This window comes from Amycolatopsis solani (assembly GCF_033441515.1).
GTDB classification, from domain to species: domain Bacteria; phylum Actinomycetota; class Actinomycetes; order Mycobacteriales; family Pseudonocardiaceae; genus Amycolatopsis; species Amycolatopsis solani.
In genome coordinates, this window is sequence record NZ_JAWQJT010000003.1 from 737,203 (window position 1) to 762,214 (window position 25,012).

25 protein-coding genes are annotated in these 25,012 nt (G+C 72.0%); 11 read left to right on the forward strand and 14 right to left on the reverse strand.

Annotated features, from left to right (window positions below):
* Positions 1 to 5: 5 nt before the first annotated feature.
* Together SD460_RS36015 and SD460_RS36020 are read right to left on the reverse strand one after the other, a co-directional pair.
* Positions 6 to 806: a hypothetical protein gene (locus SD460_RS36015; RefSeq protein ID WP_318307358.1), complete on the reverse strand. Its 801-nt coding sequence runs from the start codon at positions 804 to 806 to the stop codon at positions 6 to 8.
* A complete protein-coding gene (locus tag SD460_RS36020) occupies positions 806 to 2,281 on the reverse strand; it encodes a hypothetical protein (RefSeq protein ID WP_290058975.1) in 1,476 nt (491 codons plus the stop codon). The genes SD460_RS36015 and SD460_RS36020 overlap by 1 nt, the downstream gene beginning before the upstream one ends.
* Positions 2,282 to 2,399: 118 nt before the next feature.
* On the opposite strand from SD460_RS36020, the gene SD460_RS36025 reads away from it, so the two are divergent.
* The 3 genes from SD460_RS36025 (at position 2,400) to SD460_RS36035 (ending at position 6,540) form a co-directional block, all read left to right on the forward strand.
* On the forward strand, positions 2,400 to 2,837 hold the full coding sequence (locus SD460_RS36025) for a PPOX class F420-dependent oxidoreductase (RefSeq protein WP_290058976.1): 438 nt from the start codon (positions 2,400 to 2,402) through the stop codon (positions 2,835 to 2,837).
* A 38-nt stretch (positions 2,838 to 2,875) separates the two neighbouring features.
* Positions 2,876 to 3,691 (forward strand): coproporphyrinogen III oxidase, encoded by an 816-nt coding sequence (locus SD460_RS36030; RefSeq protein ID WP_290058977.1) that lies wholly within the window; start codon positions 2,876 to 2,878, stop codon positions 3,689 to 3,691.
* Positions 3,692 to 3,978: 287 nt separating this feature from the next.
* Entirely contained in the window at positions 3,979 to 6,540 is a 2,562-nt protein-coding gene (locus SD460_RS36035) for a PQQ-dependent sugar dehydrogenase (RefSeq protein ID WP_290058978.1), read from the forward strand.
* Between the two features lie 49 nt (positions 6,541 to 6,589).
* On the opposite strand, the gene SD460_RS36040 is transcribed toward SD460_RS36035, so the two are convergent.
* Positions 6,590 to 6,958 (reverse strand): hypothetical protein, encoded by a 369-nt coding sequence (locus tag SD460_RS36040; protein WP_290058979.1) that lies wholly within the window; start codon positions 6,956 to 6,958, stop codon positions 6,590 to 6,592.
* A gap of 163 nt (positions 6,959 to 7,121) precedes the next feature.
* Here SD460_RS36040 and SD460_RS36045 point away from each other — a divergent pair, with 163 nt between their 5' ends.
* Positions 7,122 to 7,637: a hypothetical protein gene (locus SD460_RS36045; protein WP_290058980.1), complete on the forward strand. Its 516-nt coding sequence runs from the start codon at positions 7,122 to 7,124 to the stop codon at positions 7,635 to 7,637.
* Here SD460_RS36045 and SD460_RS36050 read toward each other — a convergent pair.
* On the reverse strand, positions 7,612 to 8,220 hold the full coding sequence (locus SD460_RS36050) for a TetR/AcrR family transcriptional regulator (RefSeq protein WP_290058981.1): 609 nt from the start codon (positions 8,218 to 8,220) through the stop codon (positions 7,612 to 7,614). The genes SD460_RS36045 and SD460_RS36050 overlap by 26 nt on opposite strands.
* A 69-nt stretch (positions 8,221 to 8,289) precedes the next feature.
* Here SD460_RS36050 and SD460_RS36055 point away from each other — a divergent pair, with 69 nt between their 5' ends.
* Complete coding sequence (locus SD460_RS36055) at positions 8,290 to 9,150, forward strand: sterol desaturase family protein (RefSeq protein ID WP_290058982.1); 861 nt, start codon at positions 8,290 to 8,292, stop codon at positions 9,148 to 9,150.
* 3 nt (positions 9,151 to 9,153) lie between these two features.
* On the opposite strand, the gene SD460_RS36060 is transcribed toward SD460_RS36055, so the two are convergent.
* The 5 genes from SD460_RS36060 to uvrC form a co-directional block, all read right to left on the reverse strand.
* Positions 9,154 to 10,128 carry a glucosyl-3-phosphoglycerate synthase gene (locus SD460_RS36060; protein ID WP_318307359.1) on the reverse strand — a complete coding sequence of 325 codons (975 nt, stop codon included), beginning with the start codon at positions 10,126 to 10,128 and terminating at the stop codon, positions 9,154 to 9,156.
* 363 nt (positions 10,129 to 10,491) lie between these two features.
* Positions 10,492 to 11,484 carry a DNA-binding protein WhiA gene (gene whiA, locus SD460_RS36065; protein ID WP_125310816.1) on the reverse strand — a complete coding sequence of 331 codons (993 nt, stop codon included), beginning with the start codon at positions 11,482 to 11,484 and terminating at the stop codon, positions 10,492 to 10,494.
* The gene (locus tag SD460_RS36070; RefSeq protein ID WP_318307360.1) at positions 11,475 to 12,476 is read right to left on the reverse strand and encodes a gluconeogenesis factor YvcK family protein; all 1,002 of its coding nucleotides are present in this window, start codon (positions 12,474 to 12,476) and stop codon (positions 11,475 to 11,477) included. The genes whiA and SD460_RS36070 overlap by 10 nt, the downstream gene beginning before the upstream one ends.
* Position 12,477: 1 nt before the next feature.
* The gene (rapZ, locus tag SD460_RS36075; protein ID WP_003101350.1) at positions 12,478 to 13,335 is read right to left on the reverse strand and encodes an RNase adapter RapZ; all 858 of its coding nucleotides are present in this window, start codon (positions 13,333 to 13,335) and stop codon (positions 12,478 to 12,480) included.
* A 41-nt stretch (positions 13,336 to 13,376) separates the two neighbouring features.
* Positions 13,377 to 15,332 (reverse strand): excinuclease ABC subunit UvrC, encoded by a 1,956-nt coding sequence (gene uvrC / locus SD460_RS36080; RefSeq protein WP_318307361.1) that lies wholly within the window; start codon positions 15,330 to 15,332, stop codon positions 13,377 to 13,379.
* Positions 15,333 to 15,497: 165 nt separating this feature from the next.
* Here uvrC and SD460_RS36085 point away from each other — a divergent pair, with 165 nt between their 5' ends.
* From SD460_RS36085 to SD460_RS36095, 3 genes are all read left to right on the forward strand, one after another.
* Complete coding sequence (locus SD460_RS36085; RefSeq protein ID WP_290058988.1) at positions 15,498 to 16,220, forward strand: S1 family peptidase; 723 nt, start codon at positions 15,498 to 15,500, stop codon at positions 16,218 to 16,220.
* Between the two features lie 66 nt (positions 16,221 to 16,286).
* A complete protein-coding gene (locus SD460_RS36090) occupies positions 16,287 to 17,063 on the forward strand; it encodes an exodeoxyribonuclease III (protein ID WP_290058989.1) in 777 nt (258 codons plus the stop codon).
* A gap of 42 nt (positions 17,064 to 17,105) precedes the next feature.
* Positions 17,106 to 17,750, forward strand: a complete 645-nt coding sequence (locus tag SD460_RS36095; RefSeq protein ID WP_290058990.1) for a SecDF P1 head subdomain-containing protein — start codon at positions 17,106 to 17,108, stop codon at positions 17,748 to 17,750.
* On the opposite strand, the gene SD460_RS36100 is transcribed toward SD460_RS36095, so the two are convergent.
* The 5 genes from SD460_RS36100 to rpe all read right to left on the reverse strand — a co-directional run bounded on the left by SD460_RS36100 (position 17,747) and on the right by rpe (position 21,386).
* Positions 17,747 to 18,142: a PH domain-containing protein gene (locus SD460_RS36100; RefSeq protein WP_290058993.1), complete on the reverse strand. Its 396-nt coding sequence runs from the start codon at positions 18,140 to 18,142 to the stop codon at positions 17,747 to 17,749. The genes SD460_RS36095 and SD460_RS36100 overlap by 4 nt on opposite strands.
* A 35-nt stretch (positions 18,143 to 18,177) precedes the next feature.
* Positions 18,178 to 18,684, reverse strand: a complete 507-nt coding sequence (gene ribH / locus SD460_RS36105) for a 6,7-dimethyl-8-ribityllumazine synthase (RefSeq protein ID WP_318307362.1) — start codon at positions 18,682 to 18,684, stop codon at positions 18,178 to 18,180.
* Complete coding sequence (locus tag SD460_RS36110; RefSeq protein WP_290058992.1) at positions 18,681 to 20,009, reverse strand: bifunctional 3,4-dihydroxy-2-butanone-4-phosphate synthase/GTP cyclohydrolase II; 1,329 nt, start codon at positions 20,007 to 20,009, stop codon at positions 18,681 to 18,683. The genes ribH and SD460_RS36110 overlap by 4 nt, the downstream gene beginning before the upstream one ends.
* Entirely contained in the window at positions 20,006 to 20,635 is a 630-nt protein-coding gene (locus SD460_RS36115) for a riboflavin synthase (protein WP_290058994.1), read from the reverse strand. The genes SD460_RS36110 and SD460_RS36115 overlap by 4 nt, the downstream gene beginning before the upstream one ends.
* Positions 20,636 to 20,714: 79 nt before the next feature.
* Positions 20,715 to 21,386: a ribulose-phosphate 3-epimerase gene (gene rpe, locus SD460_RS36120; RefSeq protein ID WP_290055830.1), complete on the reverse strand. Its 672-nt coding sequence runs from the start codon at positions 21,384 to 21,386 to the stop codon at positions 20,715 to 20,717.
* A 121-nt stretch (positions 21,387 to 21,507) separates the two neighbouring features.
* Here rpe and SD460_RS36125 point away from each other — a divergent pair, with 121 nt between their 5' ends.
* The 3 genes from SD460_RS36125 to phoA all read left to right on the forward strand — a co-directional run bounded on the left by SD460_RS36125 (position 21,508) and on the right by phoA (position 24,915).
* Positions 21,508 to 22,707: a sensor histidine kinase gene (locus SD460_RS36125; RefSeq protein WP_290055829.1), complete on the forward strand. Its 1,200-nt coding sequence runs from the start codon at positions 21,508 to 21,510 to the stop codon at positions 22,705 to 22,707.
* Positions 22,704 to 23,363, forward strand: a complete 660-nt coding sequence (locus tag SD460_RS36130) for a response regulator transcription factor (RefSeq protein ID WP_290055828.1) — start codon at positions 22,704 to 22,706, stop codon at positions 23,361 to 23,363. Before SD460_RS36125 ends, SD460_RS36130 begins: the two co-directional genes overlap by 4 nt.
* 157 nt (positions 23,364 to 23,520) lie before the next feature.
* Complete coding sequence (gene phoA, locus SD460_RS36135; RefSeq protein ID WP_318307363.1) at positions 23,521 to 24,915, forward strand: alkaline phosphatase; 1,395 nt, start codon at positions 23,521 to 23,523, stop codon at positions 24,913 to 24,915.
* Positions 24,916 to 25,012: the final 97 nt, after the last annotated feature.

The following is a 25,012-nucleotide window of genomic DNA, read 5'->3' on the forward strand; positions in this document are numbered from 1 at the left end:
CCCTTTTACAGCGTGTCCGAGGACGCCGCGCGCAGCGTGCCCCCGGCGTTCGCGACCGCCACGACGTCGAGCGCGAGCAGGTCGTCGAAGGCGGCGTCGGCCGCGAGCTCGCGGACCTGGATCTGGTAGCGCGGCGTGGTCCGGTAGGTGCCGCCCTGCTCGTCGCTCACCGGCACCAGGAAGCCCTGGTCGGCGAGGAAGCGCAGGGCGCGGCTGACCATGCCGCGGGTGGTGTCGGCGGCCAGGCGGCCGTCCTTGGTGGCGGCCGCGGCCGGGCGGCGCGCGTAGGCGCGCCAGGCCTGTTCCAGCTCGGGCGCGTCGGCCAGCGGGTCGTTGTTGGCCTCGGCCGCCGCGGCGCGTTCGTCGAGCATGCGGGCGGCTTCGCGGACCATCGCGTCGACCTGCTCGACGCTGACGCGGCCGATGTAGGTGTCGTTGGCGAGGTCGTCCGGGCGCGGGTAGCCGAGCGCGGCGGCGGCGAGGTGGATCAGGCCGTGCAGCACCTTCTCCGTCTCGCGGCGCTCGCGGATCTTGGCCTGCCGGGCGTAGGAGTCCATCTTGATCTCGAAGACGGACTCGTCGGTGGCCGCGAGGACCGCGCCGGCCTGCTGGTTGACCTCGAGGACCATCAGGCCGAGCCCAGCGGCGACGGCGTGGGTGAGCGCCTTGAACGCGTTGTCCTCGCCGTAGCGGCGCACGAGGTCGCCGTAGACGACGTCACGCGCCGGCAGCTGCTTCGGCCGCATGCCGAAGGCGACCAGCCGGGCCGCGGCCTCGGCGTCCACGCTGCTGTGGGACAGCGCCATTACGCGACCTCTTCTTCTTCATCGGCCCGCTCTACGGCGGCGGTGGACAGGAGCAGGTCGGCGCCGCCGAACTCCGGGTCGTCGAGCAGGGTGCCGTCGTCGACGGCGAGCAGCACCTGGCGATCGCCCTGGCGGCGGGCCGCGCCGACCCCGGGACTGTAGGCGTGCACGGCGCGCAGCGCGACCAGGGCGGCGAGACCGGGCTGGCGGCTGCGGCGGGCCTCTTCGAGCAGCCCGGACAGCCGGCGCGGCACCTCGGGCAGGTCGAGGAGCTCGTCGGCCCGGCGCCAGACGTCGTCGCCGAACTTGTCGGTGATGTCGGCGGGCATGAGCTCGGGCTCGGGGACCTCGCCGATCAGCTGGTCGCGCTCGGGCGCGGGGCGCAGCAGCAGCGAGACCAGCGAGGACAGCGACGGCACGACCGGCGGCGTGATGCCGGCGACGGCGTGGAAGAAGTGCTCGGCCGGGGCGACGGCGTCGGCCAGCGGCAGGCCCAGGGTGGGCACGAGGAGCTGGCCGAAGAGGTCGAGGGTGGCGCGCTGGGGCGGGCCCGAGAACTGCTGGCGGTCCTGCTCGGCGCGGAACACCGCGCCCGCGTCGGCGAGCCGGGACTGCAGGCGCGTGTGGCGGCGGATGCAGTCGCCGACGATGTCGACGAGCTCGGCGGCGCGGCGCTTGCGGTCGAGGTCCTCGGTCTCGTCGCGGGCGGTGGTGATGTTCTTGAGGATCGCGTTCTCGGCGCGGAACCGCGTTTCGATGTGGCCGAGCGCGCTGTCCAGCAGTTCCGGGACCTCGCGCTCCCAGTCGACCGACCGGACGTCGCGGCGGGTCGCGTCGAGCTTGGCGCGCAGGGTCTCGCCGTACTGGACGGTCCGGTAGCGGGCCTGCTCGGCGGCCAGCTTCGCGTCGGCCAGCCGGCCCCGCGCGATCAGGTTCTCGAGCTTGACCTCGGCGGCGATCTGCGCCGACTCGACGTCGGTGTCGAGGGCGCCGACGAGGACGTTGATGGCCTCGTCGGTGGCCCGCAGGTAGACCTCGCCGTCCCGGGCGGCCAGCTCGACGAGCAGCTTGAAGTCGAACTGGCGCCGCTGGTAGCCGCCCGGCCCCATCGAGCCGTAGACGCGCCGGAAGCCGCGGTCGGTGGTGCCGACGTTGATCAGGTTGTCGAGGACCCACTTGGCCACCCGGACGTGCTCCTCGGGCATCCGCGACGGCGCCTGCGCGGCGATGAACGGCAGCAGCCGGTCGATGACCTCGTCGTGGCCGGCGCCGGTGTCGAAGTCCATCGCGATGGTGACCTGGTCGATCGTGTGCAGCGCGATCTCGGCCATCTGGTAGATCGTGGCGTCGGCCCAGTCGAGCTTCGCCTTCCGCGCGTCCAGGTCGTGCAGCGGCGCGGTGCAGGCCAGCGCCTTGAGGCGGCGCGTCAGCCCCTCGTCGGCCAGGCCCGGTGTCCCGGTCTCGTCGTCTCGCACAGCAGGCCAGGCTAGTCGGCCACCCTCTGCGCACGCGCGGGTGACTCCATCCATGCCCCCACCACCACCCTCAAAGGTGGCGCTGACGCGCCGCGGTGTTTGCATTAACGTCGCTCACATGCGTGAGATGAGCCGTTCAGAGTGGTGGCAGTTCGCGTCCGAAGGCACCCGGACGGGCATGCTGGGCCTGGTCCGGAAGGACGGCGCCCCGATCGTGACGCCGATCTGGTTCCTGCTGAACGAGGGCCCGGACGGCGACGAGCTGATCTTCACGACCGGCACCGAAACGCTGAAAGGGAAGGCCATCGCCCGCGACGGCCGGATTTCCCTCGCCGTCGACGACCAGAAACCGCCGTATTCGTACGTCCAGATCACCGCCGAGGCGCGGCTCACCCACGACTATGACGACATGCTCGCGTGGGCGACGAAGCTGGGGGCCCGGTACATGGGCGCCGAGCGCGCCGAGGAGTACGGCAAGCGCAACGCCGTGCCCGAAGAATCCCTCGTCCGGGCGAAGATCACCAAGGTGATCGCGCGGGCCGAGATCGCCGGTTGAACCCCGTTCGCTGGTAATCTGCCTCCGGGGGTGGGGGCATGCCTGAAGGGGACAGACGCGACGCCGTCAAGGCGATGGTGCGGGCCGGGCAGCGGGAGCTGATCGCCGAACTGGAACGCCTCGACGGCGCGGCCCGGTTCAGCCGGTCGGGTGGTGCGCGGCTGCTGGAGAACGGTGCCGTCTTCGAGCGGGCGGGCGTCGTCGTGACCGAGACCGGCGAGACCGCCGGGCTGACCGTCGTGGTCCACCCGCGCAACCCGTACGTCCCGGCGTTCCACGCCCGGTTCCGGTACTGCGAGTACGCGGGCTCGTGGTGGTTCGGCGGCGCGGCGGACCTGCTGCCCTGCTACGGCTTCGCCGAGGACGCGGCGCACTTCCACCGGACGCTCAAGGCGTGCTGCGACACGCTCGACCCGGCGTTCCACGCCCAGGCGAAACGCGCCTGCGACGACCTGTTCCGGCTGCCCCACCACGACGAGCCGCGCGGCATCGGCGGCATCGCGTTCGACCACCTGCGCCCACCGGGCCCGGACGGCTGGCGGCGCGCGGCCGCGTTCACCGCGGCGGGCATCGCCACGCTCGTGCCCGCCTACCTCCCGATCGTGCGGCGCCGCAAGGACCGCCCGCACGGCGACCGCGAGCGGCAGTGGCAGCTGCACCGCCGCGGCCGGTACGTGGAGTCCGCCCTCGCCCCCACCCCGGCGGCCGACGCCGACGCGGTGCGCCTGACGCTGCCGCCGCTGGCGCGCTGGGAAACCGGGTTCACCCCGGAGCCGGGCAGCGCGGAGGCCGAGCTGGCCGCCTTCCTGGTCCCGCGCGACTGGGCCGCCGAGACCGCGGTGCCAGCGAGCTGAGCGCCCCAATGTGGCGTTCGGTGCGTTGGACGCACCGAACGCCACATTGGGTGCGCTCAACGCCACCAACGCCACATTGGGGCGCTTTGGTCCGGGTGGGGCACCGGTGAGCGGGAAACCCTTGTTCACCAAGGGTGAGTGACCGTGTCGAGTATTGACACACCTCACCCGGAGGGTGTGTGATCTGTCCCATAGATAGGAAACTTTCCTAACTATTTACCGCCGGTGGTCCGCCGAACCATTCCGCCCCGGTCCCCCTGTCCCCCGACCCACGCAGGAGGCTCCCAGTGGCACCCCGTCCACCGTGGCGCGTGGTACTGGCCGGTACCGCAGCCGCGGCGCTCGGCCTCACCGCGCTCAGCCCGGTAAGCGCTTTCGCCGCGGACACCGACTACGAGTCCGAATCGGCCGTGATCTCCCAAGGCGCCGTCGAGTCGAACCACGCCGGGTACTCCGGCACCGGGTTCGTCAACTTCGACAACGTCGCCGGCAGCTACGTCGAATACTCCGTGAACGCCGCCCAGGCGGGCACGCACACCCTGACCTTCCGCTACGCCAACGGAACCGCCGACAACCGGCCGGTGAAGCTCACCGTCGACGGCGGCGACAAGGGCACCGTCGACTTCCCCGGCACCGGCGCCTGGACCACGTGGAAGACCGCCACCGCGACCGTCCAGCTGACCGCCGGGGTCAACAAGGTCCGCACCACCGCGACCACCGCCAACGGCGGCCCGAACGCGGACAAGCTGACCGACACCTTCACCGCGCCGTCCGACAGCGTGCCGCCGTCGCCGCCGTCGGACCTCAAGGCGAGCAACGTCCTGCCGACCGCGGCCACCTTCAGCTGGACCGCCGCGACCGACAACGTCGGCGTCGTCCGCTACGAGATCAACCGCGGCGGCAACATCCTCAAGACCGTCGACGGGAACACGACGACGGCGACCGTGGACAACCTGACGCCGAACACGGCCTACGACATCTCGGTCGGCGCGTTCGACGCCGCCGGCAACCCGTCGCAGCAGAGCAACGTGGTCACCTTCACCACGCCGCCGAGCGACGACACCACCCCGCCCAGCGTGCCGGGCAACCTGCGCTCCACCGGCGTCACCGCGAACAGCGTTTCGCTGGCGTGGAACGCCGCCACGGACAACAGCGGCACGATCGCCGGCTACGACGTCTTCCAGGGCACCGCGAAGGTGGCCACGACGACGTCGCTGGGCACGACGATCACCGGCCTCACCCCCAGCACGTCGTACACCTTCACCGTCAAGGCCCGCGACCCCGACGGCAACAGCTCGGCCGCGAGCAACGCCGTCACGGCGAAGACCGCGGCGACCGGGGGCGGCGGGATCCCCGAGTACGACAAGGACATCGCGAAGGTCGACCTCGGCTGGTCGGTGGCCTTCCTGCCGAACGGCAACGCGCTGGTGACCGAGCGGGACCGGTTCGAGCTCGTGCTCGTCACGCCGTCCGGCCAGAAGACCACGCTGGGCAAGGTGCCGGGGGCGGTCGGCACCAACGGCGAAGGCGGCCTGCTCGGCCTGGCGATCTCGCCGAACTGGGCCACCGACCACGCGGTCTACCTGTACCACACGGCGTCCGGTGACAACCGGATCGTGAAGATGACCTACGACGGCACCACGCTGTCCTCGACGTCGACGCCGGTGCTGACCGGGATCGCGAAGAACCGCTACCACAACGGCGGGCGGATCAAGTTCGGCCCGGACGGCAAGCTCTACGCCACCGTCGGCGACGCGAAGAACAGCGACAACGCGCAGAACAAGAGCTCGCTCAACGGGAAGATCCTCCGGCTCAACCCGGACGGCTCGGCACCGAGCGACAACCCGTTCTACGCCACCGGCGGCAACGCCCGGTACGTCTGGAGCTACGGCCACCGCAACCCGCAGGGCCTGGCCTGGGACTCCCGCGGCCAGCTGTGGGCGGCAGAGTTCGGCGAGAGCAGCCAGGACGAGCTCAACCTGATCCAGAAGGGCGGCAACTTCGGCTGGCCCAGCTGCGAAGGCACCCAGGGCAGCTGCAGCGGCTTCATCGCCCCGAAGAAGACCTGGCCGACGTCGCAGGCCGGGCCGAGCGGGCTGGAGATCGTCAACGACTGGATCTACATCGCCGGCGTCACCGGCCAGCAGATGTTCGCCACGCAGATCAACGCGGCGGGCACGGGCATCGGCACGGTGTCCACGCTGTTCTCCGGCCGCTGGGGCCGCCTCCGCTCGGTCACGAAGACCCCGGACGGCGGGCTGTGGCTGACCTCGACCAACAACGACAAGAACGGCGGCACGCCGTCGGTGCTGGACAACGTCATCGTGCGGCTGAAGTTCCCGGGCGGCACCACCCCGGGCGCCTTCAAGCTGACGAGCTCCGCGTTCGCCGACAACGCCACCATCCCGGACAAGTACACCTGCGCCGGGGACGGCACGGCGGGCCAGGACCCGTCACCGCCGCTCGCGTGGGGTGCCGCCGAGGGCGCGAAGGGCTACGCGCTCGTGTTCGCCGACACCGCGAACAGCGGGAACAAGCTGCACTGGGCGATCTGGGACGTCCCGGCGTCGGCGACGTCGCTGCCCGAAGGCCTCGGCGCGGGGTACAGCGTGCCGGGCCAGGGCGGCGCGAAGCAGAAGGCGATGGGCAGCGGGGCGAACGCCCAGAAGTACTTCGGCCCCTGCCCGGGCGGGTCCAGCCACCCGTACGCGTTCAGCCTCTACGCCCTGAACACCGCGACGGTCCCGGGCCTGTCGTCGTCCTCGACGATGGCCCAGATCGAAACGGCGATCAAGGGCGCGTCGACGGCGACCGTGGTGCTGCGCGGCAAGTCCAGCGCGGCCGCCTAAAGGCCGCGGCAGGGGTGACCGGAGCGGCGCCGGTCACCCCTGCCGCGCTTCACCCCTGTTCAGCGACGCTGCGCAGGTGTGCGTCGACGTCGAAGCCGTGTTCCTCCAGCCGCCGCCGGGCGAGCAGGAGCTCGTCGGAGGTGAACAGCTCCGAGTACTCCGCGCGGAGCATCGTCGCCTCCGAGCTGCGGCCGAGCTGGTTCTTCTCCCAGAGCACGGTGAACCCGCCGGCGGTGCCGGCGCCGCGCAGCAGCAGGCGGGCCGCTTCGACGCCGCCGTGCTCGCGCACCATCCGCTCGAACTGGGCCGGCCGGTAGCCGTAATCCTTGGCCAGGACCCGGCAGCCGTCGAGCAGGTCCTCGGTGAACCGCGCGGCGAGGCGGGGATCGGCCGGGACGGGAGTGGCGGGTTCGGGCATCGGGCACCTCTCGTCGGGACGGCTTCCCTGATTAATCGCGAACGGCACCCGTTTCGCTACGCCGTTCGGGAAGACAATCTGCGAACACCACTCTCCGTGCCGAAAAGAACGGACAAAAGAGGCAAACGGGGGATTGTCGGTGCGTCCTGTCATGCTGACCGGCATGCGAACCGTGGTCCACGGCGACGTCCATGTCCACTATGGACAGATCTACGTCCACAGCGCGGGCGGGGAGCCGTTCGAAGGCGATCTTCACGCGTGCTTCGCCGGGCAGCGCAACGGGCTGTGCGGCGCCGCCGTGGCGGGCACGTTGTTCCTGCTCACCGGCCGGCACACCGGCGAGGTCGAGTTCACCGCCGAGGTGCACGAGACCGCGCCGCCCGACGCCGGCGGGGAGGACGTCGTCGAGGCGTCGTTCCGCGCGGCGGGCCCGGCGAGGCTCGTGACCTGGGCCGGCGAGGAGTGGTGGGACCTGGAGCTGCCGCCCGGCGACTACCGCGTCCGCTACAGCGCGACGGGCATGGACGACGGCGACGGCCCCGAGAGCTCCCTGCTGCAGTTCTGGCCCGCGCCACCGGCTCCCGACGCGGTCGTCCGGCAAACCAGCGCGGCCGCCGCGTACTGGCACGGATTCGCGCGCAAGCTGCCGGCCGTCACCAGCCGAACAAACCGCCCATGATGCGGGCGCAGCGCACCGTCATCGCCGGTGCGTCCTCGTCCGGGCGGTCGATCCACCAGCTGATCAGCGAGTCGACCACACCGGTCCAGACCTGCGCGATGGCTTCGATGTCGTCCGGGTCGACCAGGCCGCGCGAAGTCATCAGCTCCGTCGCGCCCAGCAGCGCGAAGGCGTCCAGGCGGCGCCGGTAGTCCGCGGCCGCGGCGGCGATGTCGCCGGTCGACGGCACCGTCGCGTCGCGCAGCAGGCGCCACGCGTACCGGTCGTGGTCGAACGTCGCGAAGATCGCGGACAGCACCTTCAGCGGCATCTTCTCGGGCTCGCCGCCGCCCGCCATGGTCGTCGCGACACCCTCGGTGAGCCGGTCGCCCGCGCGGTGCAGACAGGCCAGGTAGAGCCCGTCCTTCGAGCCGAAGTACTGGTACAGCAACGGCTTCGTGACCCCGACGCGGCGCGCGATCTCGACCATCGACGCGCCCGCGTACCCGGCCCGGCCGAACTCCTCGGTGCCGGCCACGACGAGCTGGGCCTCCCGCTCCTCGCGGGGCATCCCCTTGGTCCCGACCGCCCTTGACTCCGTCACGCGGGAGAGCCTACCGTGCGTAAAGTGACTCTTGGGTAAGTTACCGTCAGGTCAGATAGAGGAGGCGACGTGGCCGAGTTCCTGGCGCACCTGCGCGACCCCGTGCTGTTCGCGACCCCGGTGTTCCTGCTGTTCGTGGCGATCGAGGTCGTCGCGGTGCACGTGCTGGGCCACGACGACAACGTCATCGGCTACAGCGCGGCCGACACCCGCACGAGCATGCTGATGGGCACCGTCGCGGTCGGGGTCAACGCGCTGTTCCGGCTGGTGATGCTCTTCGTCTTCGCCGCGCTGTTCGAGCTGGCGCCGGTCAAGCTCGACCCGCGCGACTGGTGGACGTGGGTGCTCATGCTGCTCGGCCAGGAACTGGTCTTCTACGCCTACCACCGGGCCAGCCACCGCGTGCGGCTGCTGTGGGCCGGGCACCAGGTGCACCACTCCAGCGAGCACTACAACTTCTCGACCGCGCTGCGCCAGAAGTGGACCCCGTACTTCCAGCTGCCGTTCTGGTCGGTGCTGGCGCTGTGCGGGATCCCGCCGTGGATGATCCTGACCGGCCTGTCGATCGACCTCGTCTACCAGTTCTTCGTGCACACGGAGAAGGTCGGCAAGCTGCCGCGCTGGTTCGAGTACGTCTTCAACACCCCGTCGCACCACCGCGTCCACCACGGCAGCGACGCCGAGTACCTCGACGCCAACTACGGCGGCATCCTGATCATCTGGGACCGGCTGTTTTCGAGCTTCGTGCCCGAGGGCAAGCGGCCGACGTACGGGCTGACGAAGAACATCGAGACGTACAACCTGATCAAGGTCGGCTTCCACGAGTACGGCTCGATCCTGCGCGACCTGCGCGGCGCGCGGACCTGGCGCGAGCGCGCGGGCTACGTGTTCGGGCCGCCCGGCTGGCAGCCCGAACACGCGCTCGTCTGAGGGCTACGCCGTGTGCCGCAGCGCCAGGCTGTTCAGCGGCGGGCGCTGCGGCGACGTCAGGTCGGTCAGCACCAGCTCACGCTCGACACCGCTGTCCGACGCGCCCCGCTGGAACTGGGCGAGCGTGGTCGCCGGCGGGACGGCCGTGATGAGCCGGTCGTAGCGCTGCAGGCGGTCGAAGAGCGTCTGCATGATCTGCCCGGCCATCCGGCCCAGCGCCTGCGTGCTCTGGTGCCGGTGGACGCGGTGGCCGAGGTCGACCTGGGCGAGCGCGTCGAGGCCGCGCAGTTCCAGCAGGTCGATGAGGTGCCCGATCTCGACCCCGTAGTTGGCGACGAACGGGATGCTCTCCAGCACCTCGCGGCGGCCCGCGTACTCGCCGGCGAGGGGCTGGACGAAGCCGGACAGCTCCGGCCAGAACATGTTGAGCAGCGGCCGCGCGACGAGCTCGGTGACGCGGCCGCCGCCGTCGGCTTCGGCGCCGAGCGGGCGGTGGTAGAAGCCCTTGACGTAGGCCACGGACGGGTCGGTCAGCAGCGGGCCGAGCAGCCCGGTGACGTAGTCCGTGGTGAAGTCGTGGAGGTCGCCGTCGACGAAGACGACGAGGTCGCCGCTGGTCGCCGCGACCCCCTTCCACAGCGCCTCCCCCTTGCCGGCCAGCCCGTCGAGGCCGGGGAAGACGGCGTCCTGCGCGACGACGTCCGCCCCCGCGGCGGCGGCCACCTCGGCGGTGGCGTCGGTGGAGTGGCTGTCGACGACGAGGATCTCGTCGACGAGCAGGCCGTGCAGCTCCTCGCGGATGGCCCCGACGATCGCGCCGACGGTGGCTTCCTCGTTCCGCGCCGGGATGACGACGGAGACGGTGGTGCCGCGCTTGGCCGCGACGAGGTCCTCGACGGTCCGGTCCTCGGCCTTGCTGCTGCGCCGGGCGAGCCAGGTACCGACCTCGGGCGACACCTGCAGGCGTGCGTTGCGCATGCTTTCCCCTTCCCTCGATCACTTCCGAGGTTCAAGGTGCCTCGTTTCGGGCACGCCTCCCCGGCGCTACCGCGGTGTTACGAGATCGCGGTTCCCGTTAACGCGGACGATTCCGCCGCCGAGGGGTTTCTCATGACAGCCGCGCGCGGCGGCCGGGCTGCTGGTGGTCGCCGGCGAGCCACCGGTCGGCGTAGCCGGTGCGGCCGTGGGCGTCGACGTGGCGGACCTGCACGGCGCTCGGCGAGCTAAAAGCCGCGTACGCGCCCGGCGGGCTGCTCAGGACCCGCCGCCCCGAGCGCACCCAATGTGGCGTTCGGTGCGTCTGACGCACCGAACGCCACATTGGGGCGCTTGAAGCGGGGGTCAGGCGTCTTCTTCCTCCAGCATCTCCGGCGTCACCGCGGACTCGGTGTCCGGGATGCTCAGGTCCTTCGCCCGCTTGTCCGCCATCGCCAGCAGCCGGCGGATGCGGCCGGCGACCGCGTCCTTCGTCATCTGCGGGTCGGACAGCTGGCCGAGCTCCTCCAGCGACGCCTGCCGGTTCGACAGGCGCAGCTTGCCCGCCGCCAGGAGGTGGTCCGGGGCCGTTTCGCCGAGGATCTCCAGCGCGCGCTCCACCCTGGCCGCCGCCGCGACGGCCGCGCGGGCCGAGCGGCGGAGGTTCGCGTCGTCGAAGTTGGCCAGGCGGTTCGCCGTCGCGCGGACTTCGCGGCGCATCCGGCGCTCTTCCCACTGCAGGACGCTCGTGTGCGCGCCCAGGCGGGTCAGCAGCGCGCCGATCGCGTCGCCATCGCGGACCACCACCCGGTCCGCGCCGCGGACCTCGCGCGACTTCGCCTGGATGCCCATCCGGCGGGCCGCGCCGACCAGGGCCAGTGCCGCCTCCGGGCCCGGGCACGTGACCTCGAGCGACGACGAGCGGCCCGGTTCCGTCAGCGAACCGTGCGCGAGGAACGCGCCCCGCCACGCCGCTTCCGCGTCCGCCACGCCGCCGGACACCACGGCCGCGGGCAGCCCGCGCACCGGGCGGCCGCGCTGGTCGATCAGCCCGGTCTGGCGGGCCAGGCCTTCGCCGTCCTTCACCACGCGCACGACGTACCGGGTGCCCTTGCGCAGCCCGCCGCTGGCGGTGATGACGTGGACGTCCGAATGGTGCCCGTACAGCTCGTGGATCTCCTTGCGCAGCCGTCGCGCGACCGAACCCGTGTCCAGCTCCGCTTCGACGACCACCCGGCCGGCCACGATGTGCAGCCCGCCGGCGAAGCGAAGCAGCGACGCGACCTCCGCCCGGCGCGGCCCGATCTTCGTGATCTCCAGCCGGCTCAGTTCGTCCTTGACCGCGGCGGTCATCGCCATTGCTGCCCCTCCCTGCCTTTCGCTCCTCCCCCGTGCTCCCCGTCCCTGCCGAGACCGAGAGCCTCCCGCATGCACCGCGCGAGCGCATCAGGATCATGCCGTCCCGCCACTTCCGGGTCGCCCACCGCCCCCAGGTGGGCCCGCGCGCCCAGCCGGGCGGCGGCGCGCCGGAGATTCGCCGGGTCGGGCACGGAATCGCGGTCCGCGATCACCGCGTCGACCCGCAGCAGGGGCGCGTGCTCGGACAGGACGTCCAGGTGCCGCTCGGGAGAGAATCCCGCGGTTTCCCCCGGCTGGGGGACAAGGTTGAGGACGATCGCCTTCGTGGCGGTCGTGCGCACCAGCGCGTCGTGCAGCCCCGGCACGAGCAGGTGCGGTAAAACGCTCGTGAACCACGAGCCGGGTCCGAGGAACACGACGTCGGCGGCCAGCACCGCCTCGACCGCTTCCTCGCAAGCCACCGGCGGCCGCGCGGAGGCGCCCGGGGAGCGCAGGCTGACCCGCCGCACCTGCCCCGGGGTCGAGGCCACCGCGACCTGGCCGCGGATCCGGCGCAGCGCCGACGGGTCCTCGCTGTCGAGGCCACTGACCTCGCCCTCGATCTCCAGCGGCTCGGGCGACATCGGCAGCACCCGGCCCGAGACGCCCATCAGGCGGCAGGCTTCGTCGAGCGCCGCGACCGGGTCGCCGAGCACCTCGAACAGCCCGGCGAGCAGCAGGTTCCCCACCGCGTGCCCGGCCAGTGCGCCGTCGCCGCCGAAGCGGTGCTGGAAGACTTCGGCCCACAGCGTGCCCCCGTCCTCCGCGGCGAAGGCCGCGAAGGCCTGCCGGAGGTCGCCCGGGGGCAGCAGCCCGAGTTCGCGCCGCAGCCGGCCGGACGATCCGCCGTCGTCGGCCACGGTCACGATCGCGGTGACGTCGGGGGTCACCCGCCGCACCGCGGACAACGTGGCGTGCAGCCCGTGGCCGCCCCCGAGGGCGACCGCGCGCACGTTATTCACGACCAAGGTCGCGGTGCACCACCTTCACGGCCATTCCGTCCTCTTTGGACAGACGCTGGGCGAGCTCGACGGACAGCGCCACGCTGCGGTGCTTGCCGCCGGTGCAGCCGACGGCCAGCGTCAGGTACCGCTTGCCCTCGCGCTTGTAGCCGGCGCCGATCAGCCGCAGCAGCTGGTGGTAGCGGTCGAGGAACTCCTCGGCGCCCTCCTGCGAGAGGACGTAGTTGCGGACCTCGCCGTCGAGGCCCGTGTGTTCGCGCAGCTCCGGGATCCAGAACGGGTTCGGCAGGAACCGGACGTCCATCACCAGGTCGGCGTCCATCGGCAGGCCGTACTTGTAGCCGAAGGACAGCACGGTGACCCGGGTCTGGGTGCTCGCCTCGGAGCCGAACGCGTCTTCGATCTTGGCGCGCAGGTCGTGCACCGACAGCGACGACGTGTCGAGCACCAGGTCGGCCTCTTCGCGCAGCGGCTCCAGCAGCGTCCGCTCCGCCGTGATGCCGTCGGCGAGCCGGCCGTCACCCTGCATCGGGTGGCCGCGGCGGACGGCCTCGAAGCGCCGGACCAGCACCGCGTCGGTCGCCTCCAGGAACAGCACGCGCGGCTTGTAGCCCCGGGCGTCCAGGTCCTTGATGACCGAGGCGAGGTCGTCGGTGAACGCGCGCGAGCGCACGTCCATCACGACGGCCACCTTCGTGATCGCGCCGCGCGCCTGCGCGCCCAGCTCGACCATGGTCGCGATCAGCTCCGGGGGCAGGTTGTCGACGACGAACCAGCCCAGGTCCTCCAGGCACTTGGCCGCCGTGCTGCGGCCCGCCCCGGACAGCCCGGACACGACCGCGACCTCCATGCCGGACCCGCGGATTTCTTCTTGCGCACTCACTGTGTTCCCTACTCCCCTGCTTGTGTGCCGTTGCTCGCGCCGGACTCCCCGGCCAGCGCGGCGACCACGGCCTCCGCGGTGCGCCTGCCGAAGCCGGGCACCGCCTCGATCTCTTCGATCCGGGCCTGCTTGAGCTTCTTCACCGAGCCGAAGTGCTTGATCAGGGCGGTGCGCCGAGCCTGCCCCAGCCCGGGCACACTGTCCAATTCGGACGTCTGCAGCCGCTTGGAGCGCTTCTCGCGGTGGTAGGCGATGGCGAACCGGTGGGCCTCGTCGCGCAGCCGCTGGAGCAGGTACAGCCCTTCCGACGTCCGCGGCAGGATCACCGGGTCGGGGTCCGCCGGCAGCCACACCTCTTCGAGCCGCTTCGCCAGCCCCACCACGGCGATGTCGGTGATGCCCAGCTCGGCCAGCACGTCCGCGGCCGCGGTGGCCTGCGGGCCCGCGCCGTCGACGACCAGCAGGTTCGGCGGGTAGGCGAACTTCTTGGGCCGCCCGGTCTCCGGGTCGAGGCCCGGCGTGCTCGACTCCTCCGCGGTTTCCTTCAGGTAGCGGTGGAAGCGCCTTCGCACGACTTCGGCGATCGACGCGACATCGCCCTCTTCGGCCGCCTCGCGCAGCGCGAAGCGCCGGTACTCGGACTTGCGCGCGAGCCCGTCCTCGAACACGACGAGCGAGGCCACGACGTCGCTGCCCTGGATGTGGCTGATGTCGATGCACTCGATGCGCAGCGGCGCGGTGTCGAGGGCCAGGAACTCCTGCAGCTCGGTGAGCGCCGCCGAGCGCGCCGTGAGGTCTCCGGCGCGACGCAGCTTGTGCTGGGTGAACGCCTCCCCCGCGTTGCGCTGCACCGTCTCGGCCAGCGCCTTCTTGTCGCCGCGCTGGGGCACCCGCAGCTGCACCCGCGAGCCGCGCAGGCCGCTCAGCCACTCCGCGACCGCGTCGGCGTCCGCGGGCAGCTCCGGGACCAGCACCTCGCGTGGGACGACCGGGCCCGCGTCGACGTCGTCGCGGGCGTCCAGGTCGGCCTGGTCGCCGTAGAACTGGGTGAGGAAGTGGTCGACCAGCGCCGGGACGTCCATCTCCTCAGCCTTGTCGATCACCCAGCCGCGCTGGCCGCGGACCCGGCCACCGCGCACGTGGAAGACCTGGACCGCGGCTTCGAGGTCGTCGTGCGCGAACGCCACGACGTCGGCGTCCGTGCCGTCGCCGAGCACGACGGCCTGCTTCTCCATGGCGCGGCGCAGCGCGCCCAGGTCGTCGCGCAGGCGGGCGGCACGCTCGAACTCGAGCTCCTCGGAGGCCTTGGCCATCTCGGTTTCGAGCCGCTTGATCATGACGTCGGTCTTGCCCGCGAGGAAGTCGCAGAAGTCCTCGACGATGTCGCGGTGTTCTTCGGCCGAGACGCGCCCGACGCACGGCGCCGAGCACTTGTCGATGTAGCCGAGCAGGCAGGGACGGCCGATCTGGCCGTGCCGCCGGAACACCCCGGCCGAGCAGGTGCGCGCCGGGAACACGCGCAGCAGCAGGTCGAGCGTCTCGCGGATGGCCCACGCGTGCGCGTACGGCCCGAAGTACCGGACGCCCTTCTTGCGGGCGCCGCGGTAGACGTGCAGGCGGGGGAACTCCTCGTTCAGCGTCACCGCGAGCATCGGGTAGCTCTTGTCGTCGCGGTAGCGGACGTTGAACCGGGGGTCGAACTCCTTGATCCAGTTGTACTCGAGCTGGAGCGCCTCGACCTCGGTGGTGACCACGGTCCACTCGACGCTCGCGGCCGTGGTGACCATCTGGCGCGTGCGCGGGTGCAGGCCGGCGAGGTCGGCGAAGTAGGAGTTCAGCCTGCTGCGGAGGCTTTTCGCCTTGCCGACGTAGATGACCCGCTTGGTCGCGTCGCGGAACTTGTACACGCCAGGGGCATCCGGGATGCTCCCCGGCGAGGGACGGTAGGTGGTCGGGTCAGCCACGACGTCAAGAGTATGGGTCGGCACCGACAGTTTTCGCACGCCCCCGAGCGCCCCGCCGGAAGTAGGGTGTTAGTCCGCTTCCGACTTCAGTAGGTGTCCCCCTGGGTGACGCGGTGGTTACTTTCCGACCGGCCGATCCGGCCCCCGTCCGAAAGGATCCCCACCGTGAGCTCTCTCCGTGTTTTGGGCGCCGCCGCCGCGGCCGCCGTCGCGCTGACCCTCGCGGGTGGCGCCGTGGCTTCCGCCGGCGTCCAGCCGAACATCGTCGGCGGCACGACCGCCCCCACCGTGTCGTGGGGCGCGCAGGTGTACGTCAACACCCCCGGCCGCGACTTCCAGGGCTTCAACTGCTCCGGCACGGTCATCGCCGCGCGCTGGGTCATGACGGCGGTGCACTGCCTCGACCAGGACGGCTCGGGCATGCACGTCAAGGTCGGCAGCAACACGCTGTTCTCGGGCACGCAGATCGCGGTCGACGGCAAGTACGAGTCCCCGAACGGCGACATCGCCCTGCTGCACCTCGCCTCGGCGACGAGCGCGGCGCCGATCCCGCTGGGCAGCGCGGACCCGTCGACGGGCAGCACCAACCAGCTCTACGGCTGGGGCCGCACCACCCCGACCGGCCCGCCGGCGTCCGCGCTGAAGACGGCGAACGTCCAGGTGACCGGCCGCTCGTCGGACGCCTACGGCGGCCGCGCGATCCAGAGCGTCGGCATCAACGGCTCGGCCTGGAAGGGCGACTCGGGCGGACCCCAGGTGTCCGGTGGCGTGCAGGTCGGCGTCGCGTCGACGGTCCAGAACCAGAGCGGGAGCAACACCCGCGGCACCAACAACTACGCGAGCGTGGCCTCGAGCCGGTCCTGGATCCGGACGACCGCGGGCGTGTGAGTCCCCGGGGCGGCGCGTTCTCGCGCCGCCCCGGTTTTGTCGGTGCCGTGTGGGATGCTCGCGGGCATGCGGATCGCCACGTGGAACGTGAACTCCATCGTCCCCCGCCTGCCGCGCGTGCTGGAGTTCCTGGAGCGGACGGCCCCCGACGTGCTGTGCCTGCAGGAGCTGAAGAACACCACCGAGAAGTTCCCTTTCGCCGAGGTGGAGGCGCTCGGGTACGAGGTGGCGGCGTACGGGCTCGGGCGTTGGAACGGCGTCGCCGTCGTGTCCCGGGTAGGGCTGGCCGACGTGGTCCGCGGGTTGCCTGGCGAGCCTTCTTTCGAAGGGGCCGCCGAGGCGCGTGCGGTCGGCGCCACGTGCGGCGGCGTGCGGGTGTGGTCGGTGTACGTGCCGAACGGGCGCGAGCCGGACAACCCGCACTACGCGTACAAGCTGGAGTGGCTGGAGTCGTTGCGGTCCCTGGTGTCCGCGGAGATTTCGTCGGGCCCGTTCGCGGTGCTCGGCGACTTCAACGTGGCCCCGACCGACGCGGACGTGTGGGACATCGCGCTGTTCGCGGAGTCGACGCACGTGACTCCCGCCGAACGCGAGGCCTTGGCCCGGCTGCGGAAACTGGGGTTGTCGGATGTGTTCCCGCGGCCGTTGAAGTACGACCACCCCTTCACGTACTGGGACTACCGGGCGGGGAACTTCCCGAACAACAAGGGCATGCGGATCGACCTGGTGTACGGCAACGAGGCTTTCACGTCGGCGGTGACGGATTCCTATGTGGACCGGAACATGCGGAAGGGGAAGGGCCCTTCGGACCACGCGCCGATCGTGGTGGACCTGGACCTCTGAGGCCGGCGTAACAGGCGGGGCCACGCCGCCGACTTGGGGCTCATGCGCTTCGCGGTGTTCGTTTCCGCCTTCGCCCTGCTGACCTCGGCCGGGTGCGGCGCCGTCGTCGCCGGACAAGCGGTGCCCGCCCCGGTGGCACCGTCGTCCGCCGCGCCGGTCAGCGGTCCCGAGTCGGCGGGGTTCCGCAAGGTCGTGGCCGGCGCTTCGCGGGTCGGCGGTGCGGGAACCGGCGCACCGCTCTCGCAGGCCGAGCGGCAAAGCTGGGACCCGGCCCAGCAGACCGCCGCCGTGCGGGCGATCGACTGCGCGCCCGGCAGTTCCGACCCGCTCGCGGGGCACGACGACCGTTCTTTGCCGCTCGTCACGTGCGGGCAGACCGACAACACGGCCTACGTGCTCGAACCCGAGTTCCTGCCCGGGAGCGAGGTGACGGACGCGACGGCCGGCTACGACCAACAGCGCGGGCAGTGGGTCGTGAACCTCACGTTCAACGCGGAGGGCACGAAGATCTGGGCCGACTTCACGAGCAAGAACACCGGACAGCAGGCCGCGTTCGTCGTGGACAGCCAGGTCGTCTTCGCGCCGAACATCCAGGTCGCGATCCTCGACGGCATCACTCAGATCACCGACAGCAAGTTCACCGAGCAACGCGCCCGCGAGCTGGCCCGCAAGATCAGGGGCGGCTAGCCACCCGTGGCCGCGCGGTGCAGTTTCCGCAACGCCCGCACCGCTTCCACCGCCCGGGCCCGGTCCACCGCCTGCACCGCCATCACCGCGTGGTACTCGTCGTCCGGCAGCTCCAGCCGCGCCCAAGAAGCACCGTCCGGAAAGCTCACCGACAGGACCTCGCTCCACGCGAAGCGCCGGGTCACCACCACGTTCCGGACCTCGATGCCCTCGTCGTCCGCGCGCACCCGCGCGATCGCGAACAGCATGACGCCGCACGCCAGCAGGATGCCGATGCCGATCATCGCCGCCTGGTCGGAGCGCTGGAAGTGGACGCCCGTGTCGCCGTTGCGCAGGAGGATCGCCACCACCACGAACACCGCGAGCAGGGCCACCGCCAGCACGCTGCACATGATCAGCGCGCGCCGGGGGCGGATCACCAAGAGCGTCACACGAAACCCCGCTCGGTCCACGGCTGGCGCAGGCCCTTCAGCACGTGCGCCGTGTCCAGGGCCGCGACCGTCGCCTCGTAACCCTTGTCCTCCTTCGAGCCCGGCCGGCCCGAACGGTCGACTGCCTGCTCGTGCGTGTCGCACGTCAGGACGCCGTTGCCGACCGCCGTGCTCTCGTCGAGCGCCACCCGGGTCAGGCCCGCCGTCACCGCGTCGCACACGTACTCGAAGTGCGGGGTGCCGCCGCGGATGACGACGCCCAGCGCGACCACCGCGTCGTGGTTGCGGGCCAGTGCCTGCGCCACCACCGGGAGCTCGACCGCGCCCGCGACGTGGACCACGGTCGGGTCCTCCTCCAGCTCCGCCTCGCGCGCCGCGACCAGCGCGCGCTCGAGCAGGACGTCGGTGATGTCCGCGTTCCAGCGGGTCGCCACGATGCCGAGCTTGAGGGACTTGCAGCCGGTCAGGTCCAGCGAAACCTCGGGACGGCCTTCGCCGCTCACTGCGCTCCTCCATCCGCGTGCTCGGTGCCCGCGCCGACCTGGTCGTAGTGCTCCAGCTGGGCCAGGTCGTGGCCCATCCGGTCGCGCTTGGTCCGCAGGTAGCGCAGGTTCTCCGGGTTCGGCGAGATCGGCAGCGGCACCCGCCCGGTGACGCGCAGGCCGTAGCCCTCGAGGCCGATCCGCTTGGCCGGGTTGTTCGACAGCAGCCGCATCGTCCGGACGCCGAGGTCGCACAGGATCTGCGCGCCGGTGCCGTAGTCGCGGGCGTCGGCCGGGACGCCGAGGGCGAGGTTCGCGTCGACCGTGTCGGCGCCGTCGTCCTGCAGCTGGTAGGCCTGCAGCTTGTGCAGCAGGCCGATGCCCCGGCCCTCGTGGCCGCGGATGTAGAGCACGACGCCGCGGCCTTCGGCGGCCACGGCCTCCAGCGCCGCTTCCAGCTGCGGGCCGCAGTCGCAGCGCAGCGAGCCGAAGACGTCGCCGGTGAGGCACTCGGAGTGCACGCGCACCAGGATGTCCTGGCCGTCGCCGATCTCGCCGTAGACGAACGCGACGTGCTCGATGCCGTCCAGGAGCGAGTCGTAGCCGACTGCGCGGAACGTGCCCGCGGCGAGCGGGATGCGCGCCTCGGCGACGCGCTCGACCTGCTTCTCGGTGCGGCGGCGGTAGGCGATCAGGTCGGCGATGGTGATGATCGCCAGGTCGTGGTCGGCCGCGAACACCTCGAGCTCGTCGCGGCGCGCCATGTCGCCTTCGTCCTTCTGCGACACGATCTCGCAGAGCACGCCGGCGGGCGACAGCCCGGCCATCCGGGCCAGGTCGACCGACGCCTCGGTGTGCCCGGGGCGGCGCAGCACGCCACCCTCCTTCGCGCGCAGCGGCACGACGTGGCCGGGGCGGCGGAAGTCCTTCGCCGTCGACGCCGGGTCGGCCAGCAGCCGGATCGTGTGCGCGCGGTCGGCGGCCGAGATGCCGGTGGTGATGCCGTCGGCGGCGTCGACCGTGACGCTGTACGCGGTGCCCCGCGCGTCCTGGTTGGTGTGGTACATCGGCGGCAGGTCCAGCCGGTCCGCTTCGCCCTCGGTCAGCGCCACGCAGACGTACCCCGAGGTGTAGCGGACCATGAAGGCCAGCAGCTCCGGCGTCGCCTTCTCGGCGGCGAAGATGAGGTCGCCCTCGTTCTCGCGGTCTTCGTCGTCGACCACGACGACGGGGCGGCCCGCCGCGATGTCCGAGATCGCCCGCTCGATGGCGTCGGCGTCGAACACCGCCCCGGCACCGCAGGGGGTCCAGCCCGCTTCGGGCTCTGCCGCGCTCGTCTCACTCATGACCGCTCCTCCGTGCCGCTGTCCCGATTCTGCACCTGGTCGCGGATGTGCGCCTCGGCCAGCTTCTCCACGTACTTCGCGACCACGTCGACCTCGAGGTTGACCAGGTCGCCCGCTTCGCGCCCGCCGAGCGTGGTCGCTTCGAGCGTGGTCGGGATCAGCGCCACCTTGAACCGGTCGTCGGTGACGGCGGCGACGGTCAGCGAAATCCCGTCGACCGCGATCGAGCCCTTCTCGACCACGTACCGGGCCAGGTGCCCCGGCAGCGCGAAGGTCGTCACGCCGGTCTCGTCGCGAGAGAGGAACACGCCCGTCCCGTCGACGTGGCCCTGCATGATGTGCCCGCCGAGCCGGCCGCCGGCCGGGGTCGCGCGTTCCAGGTTGACCCGGTCGCCGACCGCGACCTTGGCCAGGCTCGAGCGCTTCAGCGTCTCGTCGACGACGTCGACGGTGAACTCGCCGTCACCCACCTCGACGACCGTGAGGCACACGCCGCTGACCGCGATCGAGTCGCCGTGCCCGGCGTCGCTGGTCACCAGCGGGCCGCGGACCCGCAGCCGCGCCGCGTCGGTCAGCTGCTCGACCGAGGTGACCTCGCCGATCTCCTCGACAATGCCGGTGAACACGTCCTGCCTCCTTGTGAGCCGCTGCTCCCCATCCAACACCCGCCGCGGCCCGGTGGCTTCTCCGGTGCCGCCCGGCCGGTCAGCCGGCGCGGCCGCGGGCCGCCTGCTCGCGCAGCGCGGCGACCGCTTTGCCCGGGTCGCCGGCGCCGTAGACGGCGGACCCGGCCACGAAGCAGTCGACGCCCGCCTCCGCGGCCTGCTCGATGGTGTCGGCGTTGATGCCGCCGTCGATCTCGACGACCAGCTTCAGGTGGCCGGTGTCGACCAGCCGCCGCGCGGTGCGGACCTTCTCCAGGACGTCCGCGATGAACGACTGCCCGCCGAAGCCCGGCTCGACCGACATCACGAGCAGCGTGTCGTAGTGCTTGAGCGCGTCGAGCCACGGTTCGAGCGCGGTGCCCGGCTTGAGCGAGAGGCCGGCCTTCGCCCCGGTCGCGCGCAGGTTCTTCGCCAGCGCGATCGGGTCCTTCGCGGCCTCGGCGTGCACGGTGACGTTGTAGGCGCCCGCCTCGGCGTAGCCGATCGCCCAGCGGTCCGGGTCGTCGATCATCAGGTGGCAGTCGATCGGCACGTCGGTGCTCTTCAGCAGCGCCTTCACGACGGGCAGGCCGAGGGTCAGGTTGGGCACGAAGTGCGCGTCCATGACGTCGACGTGGACCCAGTCGGCTCGGGTCTCCCCGCCCGCGGCGACGGCGGCGATCTCCTCGCCGAGCCGGGCGAAGTCCGCGGACAGGATGCTGGGGGCGATCAAGGGTCGGTCTGCCACGTCCCGAGTGTAGGAGGCGGCTGCTAACGCTCGCTAACCGGTTGTGACCAGGATCTGGCTCCGGAGAGGGAGGTGTGCGCCACTCCGTCCGCCCTAGGCTCGCCGCATGTCCGGATTCTTCCCTTCCCTGGCGCGGATCGGCAGCTACCGCGGCCTCCCGTTCGCCGTCGCGGGCGCTCTCCTCATGGTGCCGGTGTCCCCCTTCGCGTTCGCCGCGGCGGTGTCCGTCGAAGCGGATTCGCGGGTCCGGGCGCTGCTCGCCCTGCTCGCCATCGCGGTGCTCACGGGTCTGCTGGGCCTGCTGGGGCCGGTGCGTCGCCTCGGCATCGGGCTGGCGAACCTCCTGCTCGGCACCGCCGTCCCCGCGCCGGCCGGGCGGCCCGACGCCGGCACGCGGCTGCGCTCGGGCCTGTGGCTCGCCCTGCACACGCTGGTCAGCGGCGTGCTGTTGACGGTCCTCGCGTTCCTCGGGCTGGGCCTGCTCGTCCCGGCGGTGTGGCTGGCCGGCGGGCAGGACCGGATCAGCCTGTTCTGGGACGACGTCCCGCTCGGCGGGTGGACGGTCCCGTTCGGCGTGGTGCTGCTCTTCGGCGCGGTCGTGCTGGTCGCGGGCGCCACCCGCGCTTTCCGCGCCGGCGCGGAAAGCCTGCTCGGCCCGTCGGACGCCGAACGCGCGGTCCTCGCCGAGCGCCGCGCGGCCGTGCTCGCCCAGCGCAACCGGCTGGCCCGCGAGCTGCACGACTCGATCGGGCACACGCTGACGACGTCGACCATCCAGGCGGCGGCCGCGGCCGGTCTGGTCGAGACCGAGCCCGCCCAGGTGCGGCGCGCGCTCGGCACGATCGAAGAAGCCTCCCGCGCCGCGCTGGAGGACCTCGACCACGTGCTGGGCCTGCTTCGCGACGAACCCGCGGCGAAGGAGCCGCAGCGCACGCTGGCCGAAGTCGACGTCCTCGCCGTGCGCGCCCGCGAAGCCGGGCTCGACGTCCGCCTGGCCGTCGCCGGGCCGGTCGCCGCGCTGCCCGCCGCGGTGTCGCGGGAGGGCTACCGGATCGTCCAGGAAGGGCTGACCAACGCGCTGCGCCACGCCGGTCCCGGCGCGGTGGACGTCCGGGTCGAGGCCGGGCCGGACCACCTCGCCATCGCCGTGGTCAACGCGCTGGCGGACGGGCGGCCGCGGACCGCGCGGCACGGGCTGACCGGGCTCGCCGAGCGCGTCGAAGCCCTGCGCGGCGAGCTGGCGGCGGGCCCGGACGGCGAGCGGTGGCGGTTGCGCGCGACCATCCCGCTGCGAGCGGGCGCATGACCCCGTCGGTGCTGCTCGCCGACGACGAACCGCTGGTCCGCACCGGGTTGCGGGCGCTGCTGGAACAGCAGGGCCTGCCGGTGGTCGGCGAAGCGGCCGACGGCGCCGAGGTGCTGCCCGAGGTGCGCCGGTGCCGCCCGGACGTCGTGCTGATGGACGTCCGGATGCCCGGCACCGACGGCATCGAGGCCACCCGGCAGGTGCTGGCCGCGCTCGGCGACCCGCCGAAGATCCTGGTCGTCACGACGTTCGACAACGACGACTACGTCCGCGATGCCCTGCTGGCCGGCGCCAGCGGGTTCCTGCTGAAGCGGGCGCGCAAGGAGGAGATCGCGCACGCCGTCCGGACCGTCGCCGCCGGGGAGTCGCTGCTGTTCCCCGAAGCGATCCGGCGGCTGGTGACCGCGCGGCCGGCGGGCGGGCGGTACGCGCGGGCGGCGAAAACGCTTACCCGGCGCGAAGCCGAGGTGCTCCGGCTGGTCGCCGGCGGACTGTCCAACCAGGACATCGCGGCGGCGCTGGTGATCAGCCTGGAGACGGTGAAGACCCACGTGGGCAACATCTTCGCGAAGCTCGGCGCCGGAAACCGGAGCCAGGCGGTGGTCATAGCGTACGAATCGGGCGTCGTCCGGCCGGGACACCTCGCCGGTCAATAACCGACGTGCTCCCGGTCACCCGCGGGAAGTCATGAGTTCGGCCAGCGGACACCCGCCCGTCACCTCGCGTCCCTGCGCGGCACACATGCGCGAGGACTAATGACCCGTGTCCGAAATCCGGGCGATTACCTCTCGAAGTCCCCATACGAGGAGAACCATGGCTTCGCTGTTCGCCGGCCGCCGCCGGTGGCTGGTCGCGGGCGCGCTCGGCGCCGCGCTGGTCGCCGCCGCCCCCGTCGCACTGGCCACCAGCGGCTCCGACAACGCCGACGCGCGCTCGTCGGCCGGCACCGGTGACCGCACCAACGACGTCCGCTCCGCGATCCAGGGCGGGCACGCCCGCAACGTGATCCTGTTCATCGGCGACGGCATGGGCCAGTCGGAGATCACCGCGGCCCGCAACTACGAGCGCGGCGCCGCCGGCCGGCTTGCGATGGACGAGCTGCCGCTCACCGGCGACTACACCACCTACGCCGTGGAGCAGAACAACCCGGCCAAGCCGAACTACGTGACCGACTCGGCCGCGTCCGGCACCGGCTGGGCCACCGGCACCAAGACCTACAACGGCGCGATCTCCGTCGACGCGTACGGCAACGACGTCCCGACGATCCTGGAGATCGCCAAGCGCAACGGCCTGCGCACCGGCGACGTCACCACCGCCGAGGTCCAGGACGCGACCCCGGCCGTGCTCGGCTCGCACGTCGTCAACCGCGACTGCAAGGGCCCGGTCGAGACGACCGCGAAGTGCGCCAAGAACGCCAAGGAGAACGGCGGCCTCGGCTCGATCTCCGAGCAGCTGGTGCAGACCCGCCCCGACGTCCTGCTGGGCGGCGGCGCGAAGTACTTCAACCAGCCGGTGACGGCGGGCAAGTTCAAGGGCAAGCCCGTGCTGGAGCAGGCCAAGGCGGCCGGCTACACCGTCGTGAACACCGCGGCCGACCTGGCCGCGGCGAAGAAGGGCAAGCCGGTCCTCGGCCTGTTCGCCGAGGGCAACCTGCCGGTCAACTGGACCGGCCCGGCGGCCGTCCACGGCGGCACCGCGCCGGCGCGCTGCACCCCGAACCCGAAGCTGCCGGCGGCTCAGCCGAAGCTGGCCGACCAGACCCGCAAGGCGCTGGAGCTGCTCGACGATCGCCGCAGCGACAAGGGTTTCTTCCTCCAGGTCGAGGGCGCGAGCATCGACAAGCAGGACCACGCGGCCGACCCGTGCGGCCAGATCGGCGAGACGGTCGACTTCGACGCGGCGATCGCCGCGGGCACGGCGTTCGCCCGCAGCCACCCCGACACGCTGGTGCTGGTGACCGCGGACCACGGCCACAGCAGCCAGATCGTCGAGCCCACGGCCACCCCGGGCCTGACCGCGACCCTCGTCACCAACGAGGGCGCGAACATGACGCTGGCCTACGGCACCGCGGAAACCGGCGGCTCGCAGTCGCACACCGGTACCCAGGTGCGCATCGCGGGCCTCGGCCCGCAGGCGGCCAACATCGTCGGGCTGACCAACCAGACCGACCTGTTCGGGACCCTGAAGCGGGCCCTTCGCCTGCGCTGAGTGGTGGGGCAGGCCCCCGGTTCCTTCCGGCGGCCTGCCCCATGCCCCCGGGCGTCGCGGCTCCCTAGCGTGGGAAAGACCAAGACACCAGGGGGTT